Origin of the sequence: Aminobacter sp. J41, assembly GCF_000526635.1 — a bacterium.
Classification (GTDB): domain Bacteria; phylum Pseudomonadota; class Alphaproteobacteria; order Rhizobiales; family Rhizobiaceae; genus Aerobium.
This window is the reverse complement of the sequence record NZ_JAGL01000038.1, coordinates 1-18,511: the sequence shown is the minus strand read 5'-3', so window position 1 is coordinate 18,511 and position 18,511 is coordinate 1. Positions and strand designations below refer to the sequence as shown.

The following is an 18,511-nucleotide window of genomic DNA, read 5'->3' as shown; positions in this document are numbered from 1 at the left end:
TCTCCGATAATGTTGCTGCTTAAAGGTTTGAATGCGGCCGTTCAATCCGCTAGCATCCATGTCGAGGGAGGAAGTCGGAACAAATACTCGCACCGAAAATTCGGTCGCGTTGCTCAGAGGACATGAGCGTTGGACAAGACTTCTTCTCCCGCAGCCGTGGCTGCCCCCCGTCAGGATGCCGTCCGCCAGCTGGCAGACGAACTGATCAAGTGTCTCAAGTACCGGGTGGGCAAGGAGCCATCGGTAGCGACCCGCTATGACTGGCTTTCCGCCGCGATCAAGGTGGTGCGTGACCGCCTCGTTGACCGCTGGATCGAGTCGACAAGGCGGGCGTACGACCAGGGCAACAAGCGTGTCTACTACCTGTCGATGGAGTTCCTGATCGGCCGCCTGATGCGCGACGCCTTCTCGAACCTCGGCGTGATGGAGGACATGCGCGAGGCGCTGGCGTATCACGATGTGGACATCGACCTGATCTCCGCGCTGGAGCCGGACGCCGCACTCGGCAATGGCGGCCTCGGGCGACTTGCAGCTTGCTTCATGGAATCAATGGCGAGCCTCGACATTCCGGCGCACGGCTACGGTATCCGCTATGTCCACGGCCTGTTTCGTCAGGAAATCCATGACGGCTATCAGGTTGAACTGCCGGAAACCTGGCTCGACCACGGCAACCCGTGGGAGTTCGAGCGGCGCGAGGGTGCCTATGAGATCGGCTTTGGCGGCAGCGTCACCTCAGTGACCGCGCCCGACGGCCGGCTGGAGCGGCACGTCTGGAAGCCGACCGAACGCTTCCTCGCCGTTCCGTTCGATACGCCGATTGCCGGCTGGCGCGGCAAGCGTGTGAACACGCTGCGCCTATGGACGGCGATGCCGGTCGACCCGATCCTGCTCGACGCCTTCAACGCTGGCGACCACATCGGCGCTCTGCGCGAGAGCAACAAGGCCGAGGCGCTGACCCGCGTTCTCTATCCAGCGGACAGCCACCCGGCAGGCCAGGAGCTGCGCCTGCGCCAGGAATATTTCTTCTCGGCTGCCTCCATTCAGGACATCGTCCGCCGGCACCTGTCGAAATATCCGGACCTCACCTCGCTGCCGGACAAGGCGGCGATCCACCTCAATGATACGCATCCGGCGATCGCGGTGGCCGAGCTGATGCGGCTTTTGATGGACGTCCACGGCTTCGACTTCGACAAGGCGTGGGCCATCACCAAGAAGACCTTTGCCTACACCAACCACACCCTGCTGCCGGAAGCGCTGGAAAGCTGGCCTGTGCCGCTGTTCGAGCGGCTTTTGCCGCGCCACATGCAGATCATCTACGCGATCAACGCTGAGGTGCTGCTGGAAGTGCGCTCGTCGGGCCGCTTCAACGACGATCAGATCCGCGCGATTTCGCTCATCCATGAAGGCGGCGAGCGGCGCGTGCGCATGGGCAACCTCGCCTTCGTTGGCGCCTTCTCGATCAATGGCGTGTCGGCCCTGCACACCGACCTGATGAAGGAGACGGTGTTCGCCGACCTGCACAAGCTCTATCCGCACCGGATCAACAACAAGACCAACGGCATCACGCCGCGGCGCTGGCTGTTCCAGTGCAACCCCCGGCTGACCGGGCTGATCCGCGAGGCGATCGGCGACCGCTTCCTCGACGACATCGACGCGTTGGAGGAACTGGACCGCTTTGCCGACGACAGCGTCTTCCAGCAAAAATTCGCTGCCGTGAAGCGCGCCAACAAGGAGCAACTGGTCAAGGTGATCGGCGAGCGGATGGGCTTGAAGATCGACCCGTCAGCGCTGTTCGACGTGCAGATCAAGCGCATCCACGAGTACAAGCGCCAGCTCCTCAACATCGTCGAGGCGGTGTCGCTCTATGACCAGATCCGCTCGCATCCCGAGCGGGACTGGATGCCGCGCGTGAAGTTCTTCGGCGGCAAGGCGGCGCCGAGCTATCACAACGCCAAGCTCATCATTAAGCTCGCGAACGACGTGGCCCGCGTGATCAACAGCGATCCGTCGGTGCGCGGGCTGCTGAAAGTGGTGTTCGTGCCGAACTACAACGTTTCGACGGCGGAGGTGATGATCCCGGCGGCCGACCTGTCGGAGCAGATATCGACCGCGGGTCTCGAGGCGTCCGGCACCGGCAACATGAAGTTCGCGCTCAACGGTGCGCTGACGATCGGCACGCTCGACGGCGCGAATGTCGAAATCCGCGAGTGCGTCGGCGAGGCAAACATCGTCATCTTCGGCCTGACCGCGCAGGAAGTCGCGCATCGCAAGACGCACGGCTACAACCCGCGCGAGGTCATCGAGGCGTCGTCGGAACTCAAGCAGGCGCTGGAGGCGATCGCCACCGGCGTGTTTTCGCCGGACGATCCTCACCGTTACCGCGACCTGATCGCCGGTCTCTACAACTACGACACCTTCATGCTGGCAGCCGACTTCGATTCTTATTCGGCTGCACAGCGTCAAGTCGATGAACTTTGGCGTACCCCTGCGCGTTGGCAGTCGATGGCAATTCACAACACTGCGCGGGTGGGCTGGTTCTCCTCAGACCGAACCATCCGGCAGTATGCAAGCGAGATCTGGCGCGTACCAGCATGAACCCAACGGGCAGACAGTCGTACAAGGCGTCCCAGACAGAAGTCGAGGCCATCCTGGCCGGGACGCACGACGACCCGTTTGCATTGCTGGGACCACAGACGGTTGGCAGGAAGCTGGTTGCCCGCTGCTTCATTCCGCATGCCGAGGAAGTCACTGCCTATACGCTGGACGGCAAGGAATGCGGTGACCTTGAGTGCCGCCACGAGACCGGCTTTTTTGAGGGCCCGCTGACGATCAGCAAGCGCCAGGTTCTGCGCTACCGTGCGCGCAATGCGGGCGGCGAGTGGTGGATCACTGATCCCTACTCATTCGGTCCGGTTCTCGGGCCGATGGACGACTACTACATCGGCGAAGGCTCGCATCTCCGGCTGTTCGACAAGCTGGGCGCGCACCCCATGCACCACGAGGGCGCCGACGGCGTCCATTTTGCCGTCTGGGCCCCCAATGCGAAACGGGTCTCTGTTGTCGGTAACTTCAATGACTGGGATGGCCGCCGCCACCCGATGCGCAAGCGCATCGACACGGGCATTTGGGAGATTTTCATTCCCGACGTCTCGGTCGGTTGCATATACAAATACGAGATCCTCGGCGCCGGCGGCGAGGTGCTGCCGCTCAAGGCCGATCCATTCGCTTTCCGCGCCGAACTGCGTCCGGCAACCGGGTCAATCGTCGATGCACCGCCTAGCCATGACTGGGGCGACCAGGCGCATCGTGAGTTCTGGCAATCCGCCGATCCGCGCCGCCAGCCGATCTCGATCTACGAGGTACATGCGGGGTCCTGGCGAAAGCCTGAAGACGGCTCCTTCCTGACGTGGGATGAGCTGGCGGACCAGCTTATCCCGTATGCGGTCAGCATGGGGTTCACCCACATCGAGTTCCTGCCGATCAGCGAGCATCCTTACGACCCTTCATGGGGCTACCAGACGACGGGCCTGTTTGCGCCGTCGGCGCGCTTTGGCGAACCGGAAGCCTTTGCAAGGTTTGTCGATGGCGCACATCGGGCCGGGCTCGGCGTCATCATCGACTGGGTGCCGGCGCACTTTCCGATGGATGCGCATGGGCTGGCGATGTTCGACGGCACCGCGCTCTATGAGCATGCCGATCCGCGAAAGGGCTTCCACCCCGACTGGCACACGGCGATCTACAATTTCGGCCGCAAGGAAGTGCTGGCCTACCTCGTCAACAACGCCCTCTATTGGGCGGAGAAGTACCACGTCGACGGATTGCGGGTCGATGCGGTGGCCTCGATGCTCTACCTCGACTACTCGCGCAAGGCAGGCGAGTGGATCCCCAACGAGCAGGGCGGGCGCGAGAACCTCGACGCGGTGGCGTTCCTGCGCAAGATGAATTCCGAGGTCTACCGCGCCCATCCCGGCATCATGACGATTGCCGAGGAATCCACGTCGTGGCCCAAAGTTTCGCATCCCGTTCACGAAGGCGGGCTCGGCTTCGGCTTCAAGTGGAACATGGGGTTCATGAACGACACGCTGCGTTACATGAGCCACGAGGCCGTCCACCGGAAGTTCCACCACCGCGACATCACCTTCGGCCTGCTCTACGCCTTCTCGGAGAACTTCGTGCTGCCGCTCAGCCATGACGAGGTGGTGCACGGCAAGCGGTCGCTGATCAACAAGATGTCCGGCGACGAGTGGCAGCGGTTTGCCAACCTGCGCACCTACTACGCTTTCATGTGGGGCTACCCCGGAAAGAAGCTGTTGTTCATGGGCCAGGAGTTCGCCCAGCTTCGCGAGTGGAGCGAGGAACGCGGGCTCGACTGGCACCTGCTCGAAAATCCGGCGCACGACGGAATTCGGCGCCTCATACAGGATCTCAACCGCGTGTATCGCGAACTTCCGGCCTTGCATGCGCGCGACTGCGAAGGGGAGGGGTTTGAGTGGCTGATCGCTGACGATGACCAGCATTCGGTGTTTGCCTGGGAACGCAAGGCACCGGACGCACCCAGCGTCGTCGTCATCAGCAATTTCACGCCGGTACCGCGCGACGGTTACGTCGTGCCCATGCCCCGAGACGGGACATGGCGCGAAGCCATCAACACAGACGCAGAAATCTATGGGGGCAGTGGCAAAGGAAATGGTGGGAAGGTCGTGGCAACCGGAGGGAAGGCGGAAATTTCACTGCCGCCGCTCGCGACGCTTATACTGGAATACACGGGCTGACCGCCTGAGGGAGGAACACTGATGGAGAAGAGGCCTCAGCCACTGGCGCGCGACGCCATGGCATACGTGCTTGCGGGCGGGCGCGGGAGCCGGCTCCACGAACTGACGGACACGCGAGCCAAGCCCGCGGTCTATTTTGGCGGCAAGACGCGCATCATCGACTTTGCCCTCTCCAACGCCCTGAACTCGGGCATCCGCCGCATCGGCGTCGCCACCCAGTACAAGGCGCATTCGCTGATCCGCCACCTCCAGCGCGGCTGGAACTTCTTCCGCGTCGAGCGAAACGAGAGCTTCGACATCCTGCCAGCCAGCCAGCGCGTATCGGAGACGCAGTGGTACGAAGGCACGGCCGATGCCGTCTACCAGAACATCGACATCATCGAGGGCTACGGTCCCGAATACATGGTCATCCTGGCCGGCGACCACATCTACAAGATGGACTACGAGCTGATGCTGCGCCAGCACGTCGACTCGAACGCGGACGTCACCATCGGCTGTCTCGAGGTGCCGCGCATGGACGCGACCGGCTTCGGCGTTATGCATGTCGATGAGGAAGGCCGCATCCTCCAGTTCGTGGAAAAGCCGGCCGATCCGCCCGGCATGCCGGACAATCCGGACATCGCGCTGGCGTCTATGGGCATCTACGTGTTCCGCACGTCATTCCTGATGGACCAGCTGCGCCGCGATGCGCACGACCCGCATTCAAGCCGGGACTTCGGCAAGGACATCATCCCCTACATCGTCAAGAACGGTAAGGCGGTGGCACATCGCTTCACGCATTCCTGCGTGCGCTCCAGCCTCGAGGCGGAAGCCTACTGGCGGGATGTCGGTACCATCGACGCCTATTGGGCAGCGAACATTGACCTGACGGACGTGACGCCCGAGCTCGACATCTACGACCGTGACTGGCCCATCTGGTCCTACGCCGAGGTGAAGCCGCCGGCAAAGTTCGTGCATGACGAGGACGGGCGCCGCGGCACGGCGGTGTCGTCGCTGATCGCCGGCGATTGCATCGTCTCGGGCGCCGCGCTGAAGCGCAGCCTGCTGTTCACCGGCGTGCGCGTCAACTCGTTCTCGTCGCTGGAGGACGCAGTGGTGCTGCCGGGCTGCATCATCGGCCGCAATGCGACGCTCCGGAAGGTCGTGCTCGACCGCGGCGTGCGCGTTCCGGAAGGACTTTCGGTCGGATTTGACGAGGAACTGGACAGGAAGCGGTTTCGCGTATCAGAAGGCGGGGTTCGCCTGATCACACAGGCGATGATCGACAGGCTGGGTAACTGACCAGATGCAGGTTCTTTCGGTTGCGTCCGAAATGTTCCCCTTCATCAAGACGGGGGGACTGGCAGACGTTTCGGGCGCGTTGCCACGCGCGCTGGGGTCGCACGGCATCGCCGTGCGCACCATGCTGCCGTGCTATCCGGCGGTGAAGCGAAGGCTTCCGGCGGAAGCCGCCGTCGTCCATCGCTACGACACTCTGTTCGGCGGGCAGGCGAGCATCATCGCGGCGCAGCTGGATGGACATGACCTGCTCGTGTTCGATGCGCCGCACCTGTTCGATCGGCCCGGCGGCGCCTATGGCGACGGCACGGGCAGTGATTGGGCGGACAACTGGCTCCGCTTCGCAGCCTTTTCGCGCGCGGCGGCGGATGTGGCACTCGGCGCTGCGGGCGACTGGACGGCCGATCTTGTCCAGGCACATGACTGGCAGGCGGCGATGACGCTGGCCTACCTGCGTTATGACCAGCGCCCTGCGCCGCCATCGGTGATGACGGTGCATAACCTTGCCTTCCAGGGCCGCTATCCCGCCTCGATCTTCCCGCAGCTCGGCTTGCCGGCGCAGGCGATGAGCATCGACGGCGTCGAATATTTCGGCGGTGTCGGCTACCTGAAAGCTGGCCTGCAGGCGGCAAGTGCGATCACCTCCGTGAGTCCAACCTATGTGCAGGAAATCCGCACGCCGGAGTTCGGTATGGGGCTGGAGGGGCTGATCAACGGGCGCGGGGATGACCTCTACGGTATCCTCAACGGCATCGATACGAAGGAGTGGGACCCGGAGACGGACCCGCATCTCGCGGCCCGCTATTCCGCCAAGACGCTTGCACGGCGGGCTGAAAACAGGCGGGCGATCCGCGAGCGTTTTCAACTCGATGACGATGCCTCGCCAATCATCTGCGTGATCTCACGCCTGACCTGGCAGAAGGGCATGGACATTCTTGCCGCCGAGGTCGGGCGCATCGTCGGCCTTGGCGCGAAGCTGGCGATCCTCGGTTCCGGAGATGCCGCGCTGGAAGGTGCGTTCATCGCAGCTGCGTCACGTCATGCAGGGCGCGTCGGCGTCGTCACCGGCTATGACGAGGCTCTCGCGCATCTGCTACAGGGCGGCGCCGATGCGATCCTGATTCCGTCGCGCTTCGAACCATGCGGCCTGACGCAGCTCTACGGCCTCAGATATGGGTGCATTCCGGCGGTGGCGCGCACCGGCGGCCTTGCTGACACCATAATCGACGCCAACCACGCGGCGCTGGCTGCGGGAGTCGCGACCGGTTTCCAGTTTGCGCCGGGCTCCGGCGACGCCATGGTCGAAGGGCTACACCGGCTGATGACGGTTTTTCGCCACAGGAAGGCATGGTCTGCCCTGCAGCGGCAGGCGATGAAGACCGACGTTTCATGGGATGCAAGCGCGGCGGAATACGCCAAGCTCTTCCGCGCTTTGGCATCGAAGGAGTAAGGGATGATCAAGATAATAGAAACAACACCTTACACAGACCAGAAGCCAGGGACCTCCGGCCTTCGCAAGAAAGTGCCGGTCTTCCAGCAGAAGAACTATATCGAGAATTTCATCCAGTCGATCTTCGACTCGGTGGCGGGCTATCGCGGCGAGACGCTGGTGATCGGCGGCGACGGCCGCTACTTCAACCGCGAGACGATCCAGACAGCGATCAAGATGGCGGCGGCGAACGGTTTCGGACGCGTGCTGGTCGGCAGAGGCGGCATCCTGTCGACGCCGGCGGCTTCCAACCTTATCCGCAAGAACCGTGCGTTCGGCGGCATCATCCTGTCGGCGAGCCACAACCCCGGCGGGCCGAACGAGGACTTCGGCATCAAGTACAATGTCGGCAATGGCGGCCCGGCACCTGAAAAGGTGACCGAGGCGATCTATGCCCGCAGCCGCGAGATTGACCGCTACGCGATCGTCAATGCGCCCGACGTCGACATCGACACGATCGGCACCGCCACGCTCGGCGAGATGACGGTCGAGGTGATCGATCCGGTCACCGACTATGCCGAGCTGATGGAGACCCTGTTCGACTTCGACGCGATCCGCAAGCTGTTCGCGGGCGGCTTCCGCATGGTCTACGACGCGATGCACGCGGTGACGGGGCCTTACGCAGTCGAGATCCTTGAGAAACGGCTTGGGGCAGAGCCGGGAACGGCGCGCAACGCGCAGCCGCTCGAGGATTTCGGCGGGCATCATCCGGACCCGAATCTCGTCCACGCGCGCGACCTTTACGAGCTGATGATGTCGCCGAACGCGCCAGACTTTGGTGCTGCGTCCGATGGCGACGGCGACCGCAACCTCATTATCGGCAAGGGAATCTTCGTGACCCCGTCCGATTCGCTGGCGGTGCTGGCGGCGAACGCGCATCTGGCGCCGGGCTATGCAGGGGGCATCAAGGGCATTGCGCGCTCGATGCCGACCAGCGCGGCTGCCGACCGCGTGGCAGAAAAGCTGGGCATCGGCATCTACGAGACGCCGACGGGCTGGAAGTTCTTCGGCAACCTGCTCGACGCGGGGTTGGCGACGATCTGCGGCGAGGAGAGCGCGGGAACGGGTTCGGACCACGTGCGCGAGAAGGACGGGCTCTGGGCGGTTTTGCTGTGGCTCAACATCCTCGCCGTGCGTGGAGAGAGCGTGCGCGACATCGTCGCCAAGCACTGGGCGACCTACGGCCGCAATTACTATTCCCGTCACGATTACGAGGCAGTTGATACCAAGGACGCGAACGCGCTGATGGACGACCTGCGCGCCAAGCTGCCGGAGCTGCCTGGCACGACGGTCGGGCACCTGACCATCGAGACGGCGGACGACTTCTCCTACCACGATCCGGTCGACGGCTCGGTGAGCTCGAACCAGGGCATCCGCATCGGCTTTGCCGGCGGCTCGCGCATCGTCTTCCGCCTGTCGGGCACCGGCACTTCGGGCGCCACGATCCGCGTCTATATCGAGCGGTTTGAGCCAGATCCGGGCAAGCATGGCATCGAGACGCAGGAAGCGCTGGCCGACCTGATCGCAGCGGCCGACAAGATTGCAGGCATCCGCCGGCATACCGGGCGCACCGGCCCGACCGTCATCACCTGATGCAGCCGGCCACGCCGCTCGGCGCCCCGATCGAGGACGGAGGAGTTCGCTTCTCCGTCTGGTCGCACCACGCCGCGCGGATGTGGGTCTCGCTGTTCGATGGCGGCGGGGCCGAGACCGACCGTGTCGAGATGGCACGGCAGGGTGATGTGTTCACCGCTTTCGTACCGGACATCGGCCCAGGGCAGCGCTACGGCTATCGCGCCGATGGTCCTTACGATCCGAAGGCCGGACTCTGGTTCGATCCGCAAAAGCTGCTGATCGATCCCTACGCTCTCGAGGTCGACGGGCGGTTCCACTACGACCCCCGGCTCGGCGTGGCGCGCGCGGAGGGCATCGATACCGCACCGTTGCTGCCTAAGGCGGTAGTGACGGCTCCGGAGCGCGTGCCGCTCGAGCCGCCACGGTTTTCCCCCGGCGGCCTGATCTACGAAATCAACGTCCGGGGCTTCACGAAACTTCATCCCGACATTCCGGAACAACAGCGCGGCACCATCGCCGCGCTGGCGCATCCCGCTATCATCGAGCATCTGCGAAAGCTGCGCGTGAGCGCGGTGGAACTGATGCCGGTGACGGAATGGATGGATGAGCGGCACCTGCCGCCGCTCGGGCTCAGCAACGCCTGGGGTTACAACCCGGTAACCTTCATGGCACTCGACCCGCGACTGGCGCCGGGTGGATGGGGAGAGCTTCGGCAGACGGTGCGGGCGCTGCATGAGAACGGCATCGGTGTCATCGTCGACGTCGTCTTCAACCATACCGCCGAAAGTGACGAGAAGGGTACGACGCTGTCGCTGCGCGGGCTCGATGCGCGCGCCTATTTCCGCCACGCGGATGATGGCACGCTTATCAACGACACCGGCACCGGCAACACGCTCGACTGCGAGCATCCGGCGACGCAGCAGCTGGTACTGGATTCGCTGCGGGCCTTCATTCGCTATGCGGGCGTCGACGGCTTTCGCTTCGATCTTGCGCCGGTACTGGGGCGCACGCGGTTCAGCTTTGACCCGAACGCGCCGATGCTCAAGGCAATGATTGCTGATCCCGAGATCGGCAGCCGGGTGCTGATCGCCGAACCATGGGACATTGGCCCGGGCGGATACCAGCTCGGGCGCTTCCCGCCAAAATTCCTCGAGTGGAACGACCGCTATCGCGACGACGTCCGCCGGTTCTGGCGCGGCGACCATGGCACGGTACCGGCGCTGGCGACGCGGCTGGCGGGCTCGTCGGATGTGTTTGCGGGTGAGGGGACGCGCACCGTCAACTTCCTTGCCGCGCATGACGGCATGACGCTCGCCGACCTCGTCGCTTACGAGCGCAAGCACAACGAGGCGAATGGCGAGGACAATCGCGACGGCCACAACGACAATCTGTCGTGGAACCACGGCGTCGAAGGGCCGACGGACCAGCCGGAGGTGCTTGCGGCACGCGCGCGCTCGCTGCGACGGCTGCTTGCGACGCTGTTTGTCTCGCGAGGCACGATCATGCTTACCGCCGGCGACGAGTTCGGCCGCAGCCAGCGCGGCAATAATAACGCCTACGCGCAGGACAATGAAATCACCTGGCTCGACTGGGAGAACCGTGACCGGGAACTTGAGGTGTTCGTCGCGCAGCTGGCGGAGATGCGCGAGCGCTATCCGGTGCTGCGGCAGACAGCGTTTCTCACAGACGCGGACGTGACCTGGCTAGATGAGAACGGGCAGCCGATGACGGTCGACAATTGGGAAGACTGGCACAATCGCAGCCTCGCGATGAGGCTCGGACCGTTGCTGATCCGGTTCGGGCCCGACGGCGGGTCGATCGCCGACGAGGCGAGTGGCTTCCGGTTAGACTGCTGAACTACTGCACCAGCACCGCACGGCCGCAGGTTGCGCCGTGGACCTTGATCTCCGCCTCGCCGAGTGAGACGCCAAGCGCCGAAAGCAGTGTGTAGAGGAGGTTGTCGATCGGCTGCGCCACGCCCTTGATCGCCTGGCCAAGCAAAGCCAGCGTGTTCGAGGGCAGCGTGAGCAGCGGCAGGTTGAGCAGACCAAGCTCGACATTCGCCGTGAGCGACAGGCTGGAGAAAAGTGACGTCGTCAGCGACGTCACGTAGTCCTTGGTGTTGACCTTGCGGACCTTGCCGCTGTCGATGTCGGCAGCGGTGAAGGTCAGCGTCTTGTAAGCGATGTTCGACATTTCGGCGTGTGCCTGGCCGGTGATGCTGACCAGCGGCACCTGGACGAGCTTTGCCGTCGAACGCGCCATCGGGCTGCCGAAATTGCCGAGCTTCGACTTGTCGACCTCGGCGAGGAACAGGTTGACCACGCCGGGCCGCGCGTCGACCTGAACCTTCAGGCTGTCTCGCCGGCCGGTGGGGCAGGTAATGCTCTTCAGCTGTGCCTCGGCGAAGGCGACCTCGAGATAGAGCGGCAAGCGGATGCGGGTGCCGAGAAGGCTGAGCAGGCTGCCCGGCATGCCGATGTCGACCGTGGCAGTCAGCCGCGTCTGCGCGGTGCGCACCAGTGTGCCCGCCTCTCCGACCGCGAACCAAGGCGAGCGCTGCGGTGGCTCGCCGATGGCGAGCGACACCGAGACGTCCAGCAACCCGCCCGTCTGCACGCCGAGATCAAGCCCGACCTGCTTGCCCTTGCCGGCAAGGATTGCGCTCAGCATCAGTATTTCCATGACGTTCACGTCGACCCCGATCTGGCGGAGCGCCGCCTGCGCCAGCTGGCCGTCGCCGAAGTCGATGATGTCGGACAGCTTGATCGGCAGGACGGAACCATTGGTCAGCGCGTTGACCAGCTTGCCGAGCGGCGCAAGCAGGGCGCCACTGCCGCCGGAATTCTTTAGCGCCTTGGCGACCTGCCCGATGGTGACCTGGGTATCGAGGACTTCCTCGTAGCTGCCGGCGGTGAGACCTACCTCAAGAGCCAGCGCGTCGAGAAAGTCGAGGAGGCTGACATTGGCGTTCAACAGCGCGTTGTAGTCCATCACGGTCAGCGAGATCTGCGAACCGGTCAGGCCCTTGAGCAACGCGTTGAGGATGCCGTCATTGACCGCCGCCAGACGCGAGCCGATGGAAAAGGCGGCGGCCGGGGTCGAGGCTGCCGTGGCGGTAACGATGATCTCCGGCGCCGGGATGATGGAGCCGGCAAAGTAGCGCGTACCGATGGTGCGGTAGGTCACCCTGGCCGCATTCTTCAAGGGCGCGTTTGCGGTGTAGCGGTCAGCCGGATCGAGCGACTTGTCCGACTTGTAACGGCCCGTGGTTACAACGATGCGGTCGTTGCCGCCCGGCTTGGCGAAGTCGCCGGTATTACTGGCAATAGTGGCCGAAACGCCGTTGTCGCTCAGCATCGCCAGCGCCTGCTGCGGCGCCTTGTCGATGTTGGACGCGGCGGCGATGGCTGCGAGGTCTGCAAGCGCCTGCGCACGGCGCTTTTCGACATAGAGCGAGCCGCTGTCGACGGCGACTGCTGCAAGCACGACGGCTGCCGGGGCAGTGATCGCCGTCATCAGCGCGAACTGCCCCGAGGTTGACCGAAGGAACCGGCCGAAAAGCGAGGCCGCACGCTGCCGCATCACATGCCTCCGATGCGGATGGTGGAGCGCCGTGAGATGGTGGTGTCCGGCATGGCGAGCCGGTCGAACAGCCCCCAGATCGGCAGGTTGCGTGCGTCGTAGCTGACCTCAACATCGAACTGGTTGGGGTCTGCCGGACTGTCGCCCACTCTGACCTGTAGCTTCGCCGGGTCGATGAAGAGATAGCCGCTGGCATTGCGGGCGATGTAGCCTTCCGCAAGCTGCCGCCGTTCCGTGCTGTCGAGGCCGGCGATCGCTGCCCGCGCCGAGTCCGCCGCCAGCTGCTGCACCGAGTGGCTGGCGCCGAAGAAGATGCCGTAGGCCGTCATGCCCAGGAAAAGAAGGAGATAGAGGGGGGCCAGCATCGCGAATTCGACCGCCGTTGCGCCGGAGGTCGCGGTGCTGAACCTTTCTTCTCCAGGATAATGTCTCGTGTCCCTGCCCATGCCCGCATTTGAGCATTACGCAGTGAGGGAAGGGTTTTGCCTCCATGCAACCGTCAGTTGATCCCGATTGCATTTTCTTCCGCTTGGGCAGTTGAGAACAAGCAACGTCCTCTTTGCCTGCGCGTTATGGAAGAAATTGTCGCACAATCATGTTTCCGCCATGGCATCATGGAATAGCGGGAAACGCGTGATTACATTGTCCGCAGCAAGAAGAGGAACCGACCCCACCATGACCTCGGCCAGACGGAACGCCCTGACCCTCAAGTGGAAAGAAAGCGTATTCGGATTGGCAAAGGCGAGGGGGCGGCCGACTTCCCACGTCATCCATCACAGCGGTGAACCGCGCGGCGACACGCTGATCGCCTCCTACAACATCCACAAGGGCGTGGGCCGCGACCGGCGCTTCGACCCGGCGCGCATCGTCTCGGTGCTGCGCGAAATCGATGCCGACGTCGTGGCGCTGCAGGAGGCGACCCAGCGCTTTGGCGAGCGCATTTGCCTGCTCGACCTCAAGGTGCTGGAGCGCGAATGCGGCCTGATCGCCGTTCCGCCGCTGGAGCCGAACCAGAACCACGGCTGGCACGGCAACATCATCCTGTTTCGCGAAGGCTCGGTTACTGCCACACGGCAGCTTGACCTGCCCGGGGTCGAACCGCGCGGCGCGCTGGTCATCGACGTGACGCTGAAGGCGGGCCCGCTGCGCATCATCGCCGCGCATTTGGGGCTCCTGCGCCGCTCGCGCGCAAAGCAGGTGGAGACGCTGCTTGCGGAGGCCGAGGCCCACGATGGCCGTCCGACGCTGCTGATGGGTGACCTGAATGAATGGCGGCTCGGCCGCCGCTCGTCGCTGCAGAAGCTGGCTCCGGCCTTCGGGCCGCTGCATGCGACCGTGCCGAGCTTTCCATCGGGCTTTCCGCTGCTTGCGCTCGACCGGGTGTTGGCGAAGCCGCACCACCTGATTGCCGGCGTCGAGCTGCACGACACGCCGCTCGCCCGCGTTGCCTCGGACCACCTGCCGATCAAGGCCAACATCCGCCTGGCCGAGGCGCTGAAGGCGGAGGGAGACGACCGAGAGGCAGCCTGACCGTCAAACCTGGAGGAGGGGCCATGACGATCACGCATTCGCAATGCCTGGCCGCACGGGCGCTGGCCGACTTGACGCGCGACGCGCTAGCAGATCTTTCCGGTGTCGATGCTGAGATCATCGCCCGCTTCGAGCGCCGACTGGATGAGCCGGATCCGGCGGTGGTCTCGAAGCTTCAGCGATGCCTTGAAGAGGCGGGCGTCGTGTTCCTTCCCGAAGATGCTTTCGGTGGCCTCGGCGTCCGGCTGAAATTCACCGCATTCGAGACGAGGCGAATCGCAACCCTCGAAAACGAGGGCGGCATCGTCGGACAGGACGACGTTCCCTAAATCGCGGCAGCGATCACGACCGAACACCGAATTGTGGTCGCCCGGGCTCTTGCCGGGCTGGCGAAAACTTGTTGTCCTGCGGGCCTGCATTTGATGCGCCGGGCGGCGCAGGCAGGGGAGGCCGGCATGCCAAATAAGATTCCTCGCATTCCATCGTCCGAGATCACGCCGGAAGAATTCTACTTCAACCGCCGCAAATTCCTTGGCGGTGCCATGGGCGCTGCCGCCGCATCGCTGCTGCCCCTGCCGGCTCTTGCCGCCAACCTTGACTACAAGCCCGGGCCCTACGGCACCGAGGAGGCCTGGTCGACCTTCGCGGACATCACCACCTACAACAATTTCTACGAGTTCGGCACGGGCAAGGAAGATCCCTCTAACCGCTCGGCGGACTTCAGGCCGGAGCCGTGGACGATCAAGGTAGATGGACTCGTTTCCAAGCCAACGACGCTCGACGTCGACGACCTGATGGCCCTGGGGCTCGAGGAGCGCGTCTACCGCATGCGCTGCGTCGAGGCCTGGTCGATGGTGATTCCCTGGATCGGCTTCCCGCTGTCAAAGATTCTTGACCGGGTCGAGCCGCTGGGGAGCGCCAAATACGTCGCCTTCGAAACGGTGGTGCGCCCGGAGGAAATGCCCGGCCAGCGCAGCATCCTGTTCGGCGCGCTCAAGTGGCCGTACCTTGAGGGCCTGCGGCTCGACGAGGCGCGCAATCCGCTGGCGATTCTTGCCGTCGGCCTCTACGGCCGCACGCTGCTCAATCAGAACGGCGCGCCGGTGCGGCTTGTCGTGCCGTGGAAGTACGGCTTCAAAGGCATCAAGTCGATCGTGCGCATTTCGCTGGTCGAGGAAGAGCCGCCGTCAACCTGGAACAAGATGGCGCCGCACGAATACGGCTTCTACGCCAATGTGAATCCGGCGGTCGACCATCCGCGCTGGAGCCAGGCGAGCGAAATCCGCATCGGCGAGGGCGGCTTCTTCGGCGCGGCCCGCCGCGACACGCTGCCCTTCAACGGTTACGCCGAACAGGTCGCAAGCCTTTACGAGGGCATGGATCTGCGGAAGTTCTACTGACCATGCCCCGTTGGTGGAAGCCGGCCAGCATCTGGCTCCTCTACGCTGTGGGGTTCGTTCCGGCCGTCTGGTATTTTTGGCTGGGCGCGACGGGCCAGCTGCCCGGCAACGCGGTGAAAATCTTCGAGCACCTGTTGGGCACCTGGGCGCTGCGCTTCCTGCTGGCAACGCTGGCGGTCACGCCTCTGCGCGATCTGTTCGGCATCAACCTCGTCCGCTACCGGCGTGCGCTGGGGCTGCTCGCCTTCTGGTACGTGCTGATGCACTTTTCGACCTACATGCTGCTCGACCAGCAGCTCAATTTCCCCGAGATCGGCAAGGACATCGCCAAACGCCCGTTCATCACCATCGGCATGGCCTGCCTGGTGCTGCTGCTGCCGCTGGCACTGACCTCCAACAACTGGTCGATTCGCAAGCTCGGCTCGCGCTGGAACAGGCTGCACAAGCTGGTCTACGCGATCGTGCTGGGCGGCGCGCTGCACTACACGATGGCGGTGAAGGTGGTCACCGTCGAACCCGCCACCTACTTCGCGCTGGCGGTGCTGCTGGTGGCCTACCGCCCGCTGCGGCCCTCCGTGATGCGGTGGAAGAAGGAACGTCGCGCGCAAGGGGCGGCGCCGGTGGCATCGAGACGGATGGGGTAGTAATCCCGCCCACACCGCCCGCAAAGAAAAAAGCCCCGCGCGAGCGAGGCTGCCGGTGCTACTGGCGCGGGGGCTATCCATGTTGCGCCGACACCATCCAGCGTAGATGCCGGCTGAGCGATTCGCCACGAACCGCATGTGTACCGCAGGTTGCAGAAAGGCGCGGTCCGCGTGTGTCGCGGAGGCGTGCGCGAGCGCCAATTGCCCGAACCAGGCGGGAGGGAATCCGCTGCCCAGCAGCGGCGCGCGCCGAGCGCGGCGGTCTCTGGTGTCCGCTGACGAAGCAATTGTTTCCGGCTGGAGTGCAGGCGCGCGAAAACCCGGTAACGTTCGAAGTTTACACGGCTTTTCGTTGGGAAATGGTGCCCAGGAGAGGACTCGAACCTCCACGCCTCGCGGCACACGGACCTGAACCGTGCGCGTCTACCAATTCCGCCACCTGGGCCAGTGACAACGCGAAGCGGAGAAGTGCGTCGCGTCTGGTGTGGCGCCGATGTAAGCGGACGGCGCTTTGCTGTCAACTGCCTTCTCGCGGATTTTTCACTCCGTTGTGAACTCTTTGCTGCAACGCACAGGAAAGGGGCATCGAAGGCCCGCGAAAGGCGTTTGCGAACCCGCGCAAAAACAGGTTGGCGAGGCCGCCGAAAGCGCCCATATAGGCTTTGACAGAGCATGGAGATACAGTTAAGGGGACCGAACTTTTCCAAGGAAAAGGGACCATTGCGCAAGGGCGATTTCCCTGGCGCCGTCCCGGAGCCTGCGCGGTTCCCCATCAAGCAGACCAAGAGGCAGCACAGTGGCAAAACCCGAACTCGGCGCCAAGCGCATCTGCCCGGAAACGGGCCGCAAATTCTACGATCTCAACAAGGACCCGATCGTCTCCCCGTACACCGGTCAGTCCTATCCGCGTTCCTACTTCGAGAGCAATTCGGCCGTGCCGGATCTCGAGGACGAGGTCGAGGACAAGGAGCTGGACATCGAGGACGGCGCGCCTGAGCTCGTCTCGCTGGAAGACGCGGATGACGAGACCAAGGGCGCAGACGACATCGCGCTCGGCGATGACGACGACGTCGACCTCGGCGACGACGACGACACCTTCCTGGCCGACGACGAGGAAGACGAAGACGACGTCACCGGCATCATCTCCGTCGGCGACGACGACGACGAGGCATAAAAAAATCGCACAGGCCTCGAAAAGAGGCTTGATCTTCGTGAGCGGCGGCGCTAGAAGCCGCCGCACACGAGGTGAACGACAGATCACCGAGCGACACGCCGGAAAGACGGCGACAGGGGGCCATAGCTCAGCTGGGAGAGCGCCTGCATGGCATGCAGGAGGTCAGCGGTTCGATCCCGCTTGGCTCCACCAATCCTCCTCGACATCGAAGAAATTTTTCAGAACGCGGGCAATGGCCTAAGGCCGATTTGCCGGGCGCGCTTTGGCATGTCTGCGCCCTTTCACGGCGCTTGCAGCGGCGCGCGGGCGTGGCGCAGCAGGGCAGGGCTGCGGAGGCCGCGTAACGCCCCGCAGAAGGCCGCTGGCGGGCTTCCGGCGCCTCAGTGGGGCAGGGAGCGGGAGAAGAGGTTGATGACCAGCACGCCCGCCAGAATGAGCCCCATGCCGGCCAGCGCGGCGAGGTCGAGCGACTGGCGGTAAAGCACCCAGGCGACCGCCGTGATCAGCACGATGCCCATGCCTGACCAGATCGCATAGACAATGCCCGTCGGCATCGTGCGCAGCGGGAAGGAAAGCAGCCAGAAGGCGGCAGCATAGCCGCCAATGGCGATGAGGCTGGGAACGAGACGGCTAAAATTGTCGGAGCGCGAGAGCGCGGTGGTGGCGACGACCTCGGCGATGATTGCGCCAAGAAGAATCAGGTGCGACTTCAGCTGCATGATTCGCATCTGAGCATGGAGTGTTGATTTCCGCTGAGAGTTGACCCGGGATTTTCGCCGAGAAGTGACCCGCCTTCATGTATGGTTTGGGTCTCAGGACTTAGTCAAGGTGGGTGCTTTCTCCTTCTTTGTCGGTGTGGTCTGGGCAGAGCTGTTCTTGAAGCGGAAGCTGTCGTTTCCGGTCTCCAGGATGTGGCAGTGATGGGTGAGCCGATCGAGCAGCGCCGTCGTCATCTTGGCGTCGCCGAAGACGGTCGCCCATTCGCTGAAGCTGAGGTTGGTGGTGATGACGACGCTGGTGCGCTCGTAGAGCGTGCTCAGCAGATGGAACAGCAGCGCCCCGCC

Annotated in this window: 15 protein-coding genes and 2 tRNA genes; 12 read left to right on the top strand and 5 right to left on the bottom strand. The window is 63.9% G+C overall.

The features are described from left to right. The first annotated feature begins 129 nt into the window (after positions 1-129). From L630_RS0117790 to glgX, 6 genes are read left to right on the top strand one after another with little or no spacing between them, the layout of a single operon-like run. A complete protein-coding gene (locus L630_RS0117790) occupies positions 130-2,595 on the top strand; it encodes a glycogen/starch/alpha-glucan phosphorylase (protein WP_051473344.1) in 2,466 nt (821 codons plus the stop codon). After that, positions 2,592-4,772 (top strand): 1,4-alpha-glucan branching protein GlgB, encoded by a 2,181-nt coding sequence (glgB, locus tag L630_RS0117785; RefSeq protein ID WP_024849570.1) that lies wholly within the window; start codon positions 2,592-2,594, stop codon positions 4,770-4,772. Before L630_RS0117790 ends, glgB begins: the two co-directional genes overlap by 4 nt. 18 nt (positions 4,773-4,790) lie before the next feature. Then, complete coding sequence (gene glgC / locus L630_RS0117780; protein WP_024849569.1) at positions 4,791-6,053, top strand: glucose-1-phosphate adenylyltransferase; 1,263 nt, start codon at positions 4,791-4,793, stop codon at positions 6,051-6,053. A 4-nt stretch (positions 6,054-6,057) separates the two neighbouring features. Beyond that, positions 6,058-7,500 (top strand): glycogen synthase GlgA, encoded by a 1,443-nt coding sequence (gene glgA, locus L630_RS0117775; RefSeq protein WP_024849568.1) that lies wholly within the window; start codon positions 6,058-6,060, stop codon positions 7,498-7,500. A gap of 3 nt (positions 7,501-7,503) precedes the next feature. Next, entirely contained in the window at positions 7,504-9,132 is a 1,629-nt protein-coding gene (locus L630_RS0117770) for an alpha-D-glucose phosphate-specific phosphoglucomutase (protein WP_024849567.1), read from the top strand. Further along, positions 9,132-10,970, top strand: coding sequence for a glycogen debranching protein GlgX (gene glgX / locus L630_RS0117765; protein ID WP_024849566.1), 1,839 nt, complete (start codon positions 9,132-9,134; stop codon positions 10,968-10,970). The genes L630_RS0117770 and glgX overlap by 1 nt, the downstream gene beginning before the upstream one ends. A gap of 1 nt (position 10,971) precedes the next feature. Here the strand turns inward: glgX and L630_RS0117760 are convergent, their stop codons facing one another. Beyond that, positions 10,972-12,699: a pilus assembly protein TadG-related protein gene (locus L630_RS0117760; protein WP_024849565.1), complete on the bottom strand. Its 1,728-nt coding sequence runs from the start codon at positions 12,697-12,699 to the stop codon at positions 10,972-10,974. Further along, positions 12,699-13,145 carry a TadE/TadG family type IV pilus assembly protein gene (locus L630_RS0117755; protein ID WP_024849564.1) on the bottom strand — a complete coding sequence of 149 codons (447 nt, stop codon included), beginning with the start codon at positions 13,143-13,145 and terminating at the stop codon, positions 12,699-12,701. The genes L630_RS0117760 and L630_RS0117755 overlap by 1 nt, the downstream gene beginning before the upstream one ends. A gap of 229 nt (positions 13,146-13,374) precedes the next feature. Here L630_RS0117755 and L630_RS0117750 point away from each other — a divergent pair, with 229 nt between their 5' ends. The 4 genes from L630_RS0117750 (at position 13,375) to msrQ (ending at position 16,273) form a co-directional block, all read left to right on the top strand. Then, positions 13,375-14,229 carry an endonuclease/exonuclease/phosphatase family protein gene (locus L630_RS0117750; RefSeq protein WP_084466193.1) on the top strand — a complete coding sequence of 285 codons (855 nt, stop codon included), beginning with the start codon at positions 13,375-13,377 and terminating at the stop codon, positions 14,227-14,229. A gap of 23 nt (positions 14,230-14,252) precedes the next feature. Next, positions 14,253-14,558 (top strand): helix-turn-helix transcriptional regulator, encoded by a 306-nt coding sequence (locus L630_RS0117745; RefSeq protein WP_024849562.1) that lies wholly within the window; start codon positions 14,253-14,255, stop codon positions 14,556-14,558. A 126-nt stretch (positions 14,559-14,684) separates the two neighbouring features. Next, complete coding sequence (gene msrP, locus L630_RS0117740; protein ID WP_024849561.1) at positions 14,685-15,629, top strand: protein-methionine-sulfoxide reductase catalytic subunit MsrP; 945 nt, start codon at positions 14,685-14,687, stop codon at positions 15,627-15,629. Positions 15,630-15,631: 2 nt separating this feature from the next. Then, positions 15,632-16,273, top strand: coding sequence for a protein-methionine-sulfoxide reductase heme-binding subunit MsrQ (msrQ, locus tag L630_RS0117735; RefSeq protein ID WP_024849560.1), 642 nt, complete (start codon positions 15,632-15,634; stop codon positions 16,271-16,273). Positions 16,274-16,633: 360 nt separating this feature from the next. On the opposite strand, the gene L630_RS0117730 is transcribed toward msrQ, so the two are convergent. After that, a tRNA-Leu gene (locus tag L630_RS0117730) sits at positions 16,634-16,718 on the bottom strand. Positions 16,719-17,069: 351 nt separating this feature from the next. Between L630_RS0117730 and L630_RS0117725 the strand changes: the two genes are divergently transcribed. Continuing rightward, positions 17,070-17,447 carry a TIGR02300 family protein gene (locus tag L630_RS0117725; protein ID WP_024849559.1) on the top strand — a complete coding sequence of 126 codons (378 nt, stop codon included), beginning with the start codon at positions 17,070-17,072 and terminating at the stop codon, positions 17,445-17,447. A gap of 116 nt (positions 17,448-17,563) precedes the next feature. Continuing rightward, positions 17,564-17,639: transfer RNA gene (locus L630_RS0117720), tRNA-Ala, on the top strand. Positions 17,640-17,827: 188 nt separating this feature from the next. On the opposite strand, the gene L630_RS0117715 is transcribed toward L630_RS0117720, so the two are convergent. Beyond that, positions 17,828-18,166 carry an SMR family transporter gene (locus L630_RS0117715; RefSeq protein WP_024849558.1) on the bottom strand — a complete coding sequence of 113 codons (339 nt, stop codon included), beginning with the start codon at positions 18,164-18,166 and terminating at the stop codon, positions 17,828-17,830. Between the two features lie 93 nt (positions 18,167-18,259). Beyond that, positions 18,260-18,511, bottom strand: a 252-nt coding sequence (locus L630_RS0117710; RefSeq protein ID WP_024849557.1) for an ATP-binding protein, incomplete at its 5' end; no start/stop codon positions are given.

Coding starts and splice junctions, on each gene's coding strand:
- glgB (WP_024849570.1), top strand. CDS start 2,592: ATGAACCCAACGGGCAGACAGTCGTACAAGGCGTCCCAGACAGAAGTC.
- glgA (WP_024849568.1), top strand. CDS start 6,058: ATGCAGGTTCTTTCGGTTGCGTCCGAAATGTTCCCCTTCATCAAGACG.
- L630_RS0117770 (WP_024849567.1), top strand. CDS start 7,504: ATGATCAAGATAATAGAAACAACACCTTACACAGACCAGAAGCCAGGG.
- glgX (WP_024849566.1), top strand. CDS start 9,132: ATGCAGCCGGCCACGCCGCTCGGCGCCCCGATCGAGGACGGAGGAGTT.
- L630_RS0117760 (WP_024849565.1), bottom strand. CDS start 12,699: ATGCGGCAGCGTGCGGCCTCGCTTTTCGGCCGGTTCCTTCGGTCAACC.
- L630_RS0117755 (WP_024849564.1), bottom strand. CDS start 13,145: ATGGGCAGGGACACGAGACATTATCCTGGAGAAGAAAGGTTCAGCACC.
- L630_RS0117750 (WP_084466193.1), top strand. CDS start 13,375: ATGACCTCGGCCAGACGGAACGCCCTGACCCTCAAGTGGAAAGAAAGC.
- L630_RS0117745 (WP_024849562.1), top strand. CDS start 14,253: ATGACGATCACGCATTCGCAATGCCTGGCCGCACGGGCGCTGGCCGAC.
- msrP (WP_024849561.1), top strand. CDS start 14,685: ATGCCAAATAAGATTCCTCGCATTCCATCGTCCGAGATCACGCCGGAA.
- msrQ (WP_024849560.1), top strand. CDS start 15,632: ATGCCCCGTTGGTGGAAGCCGGCCAGCATCTGGCTCCTCTACGCTGTG.
- L630_RS0117715 (WP_024849558.1), bottom strand. CDS start 18,166: ATGCAGCTGAAGTCGCACCTGATTCTTCTTGGCGCAATCATCGCCGAG.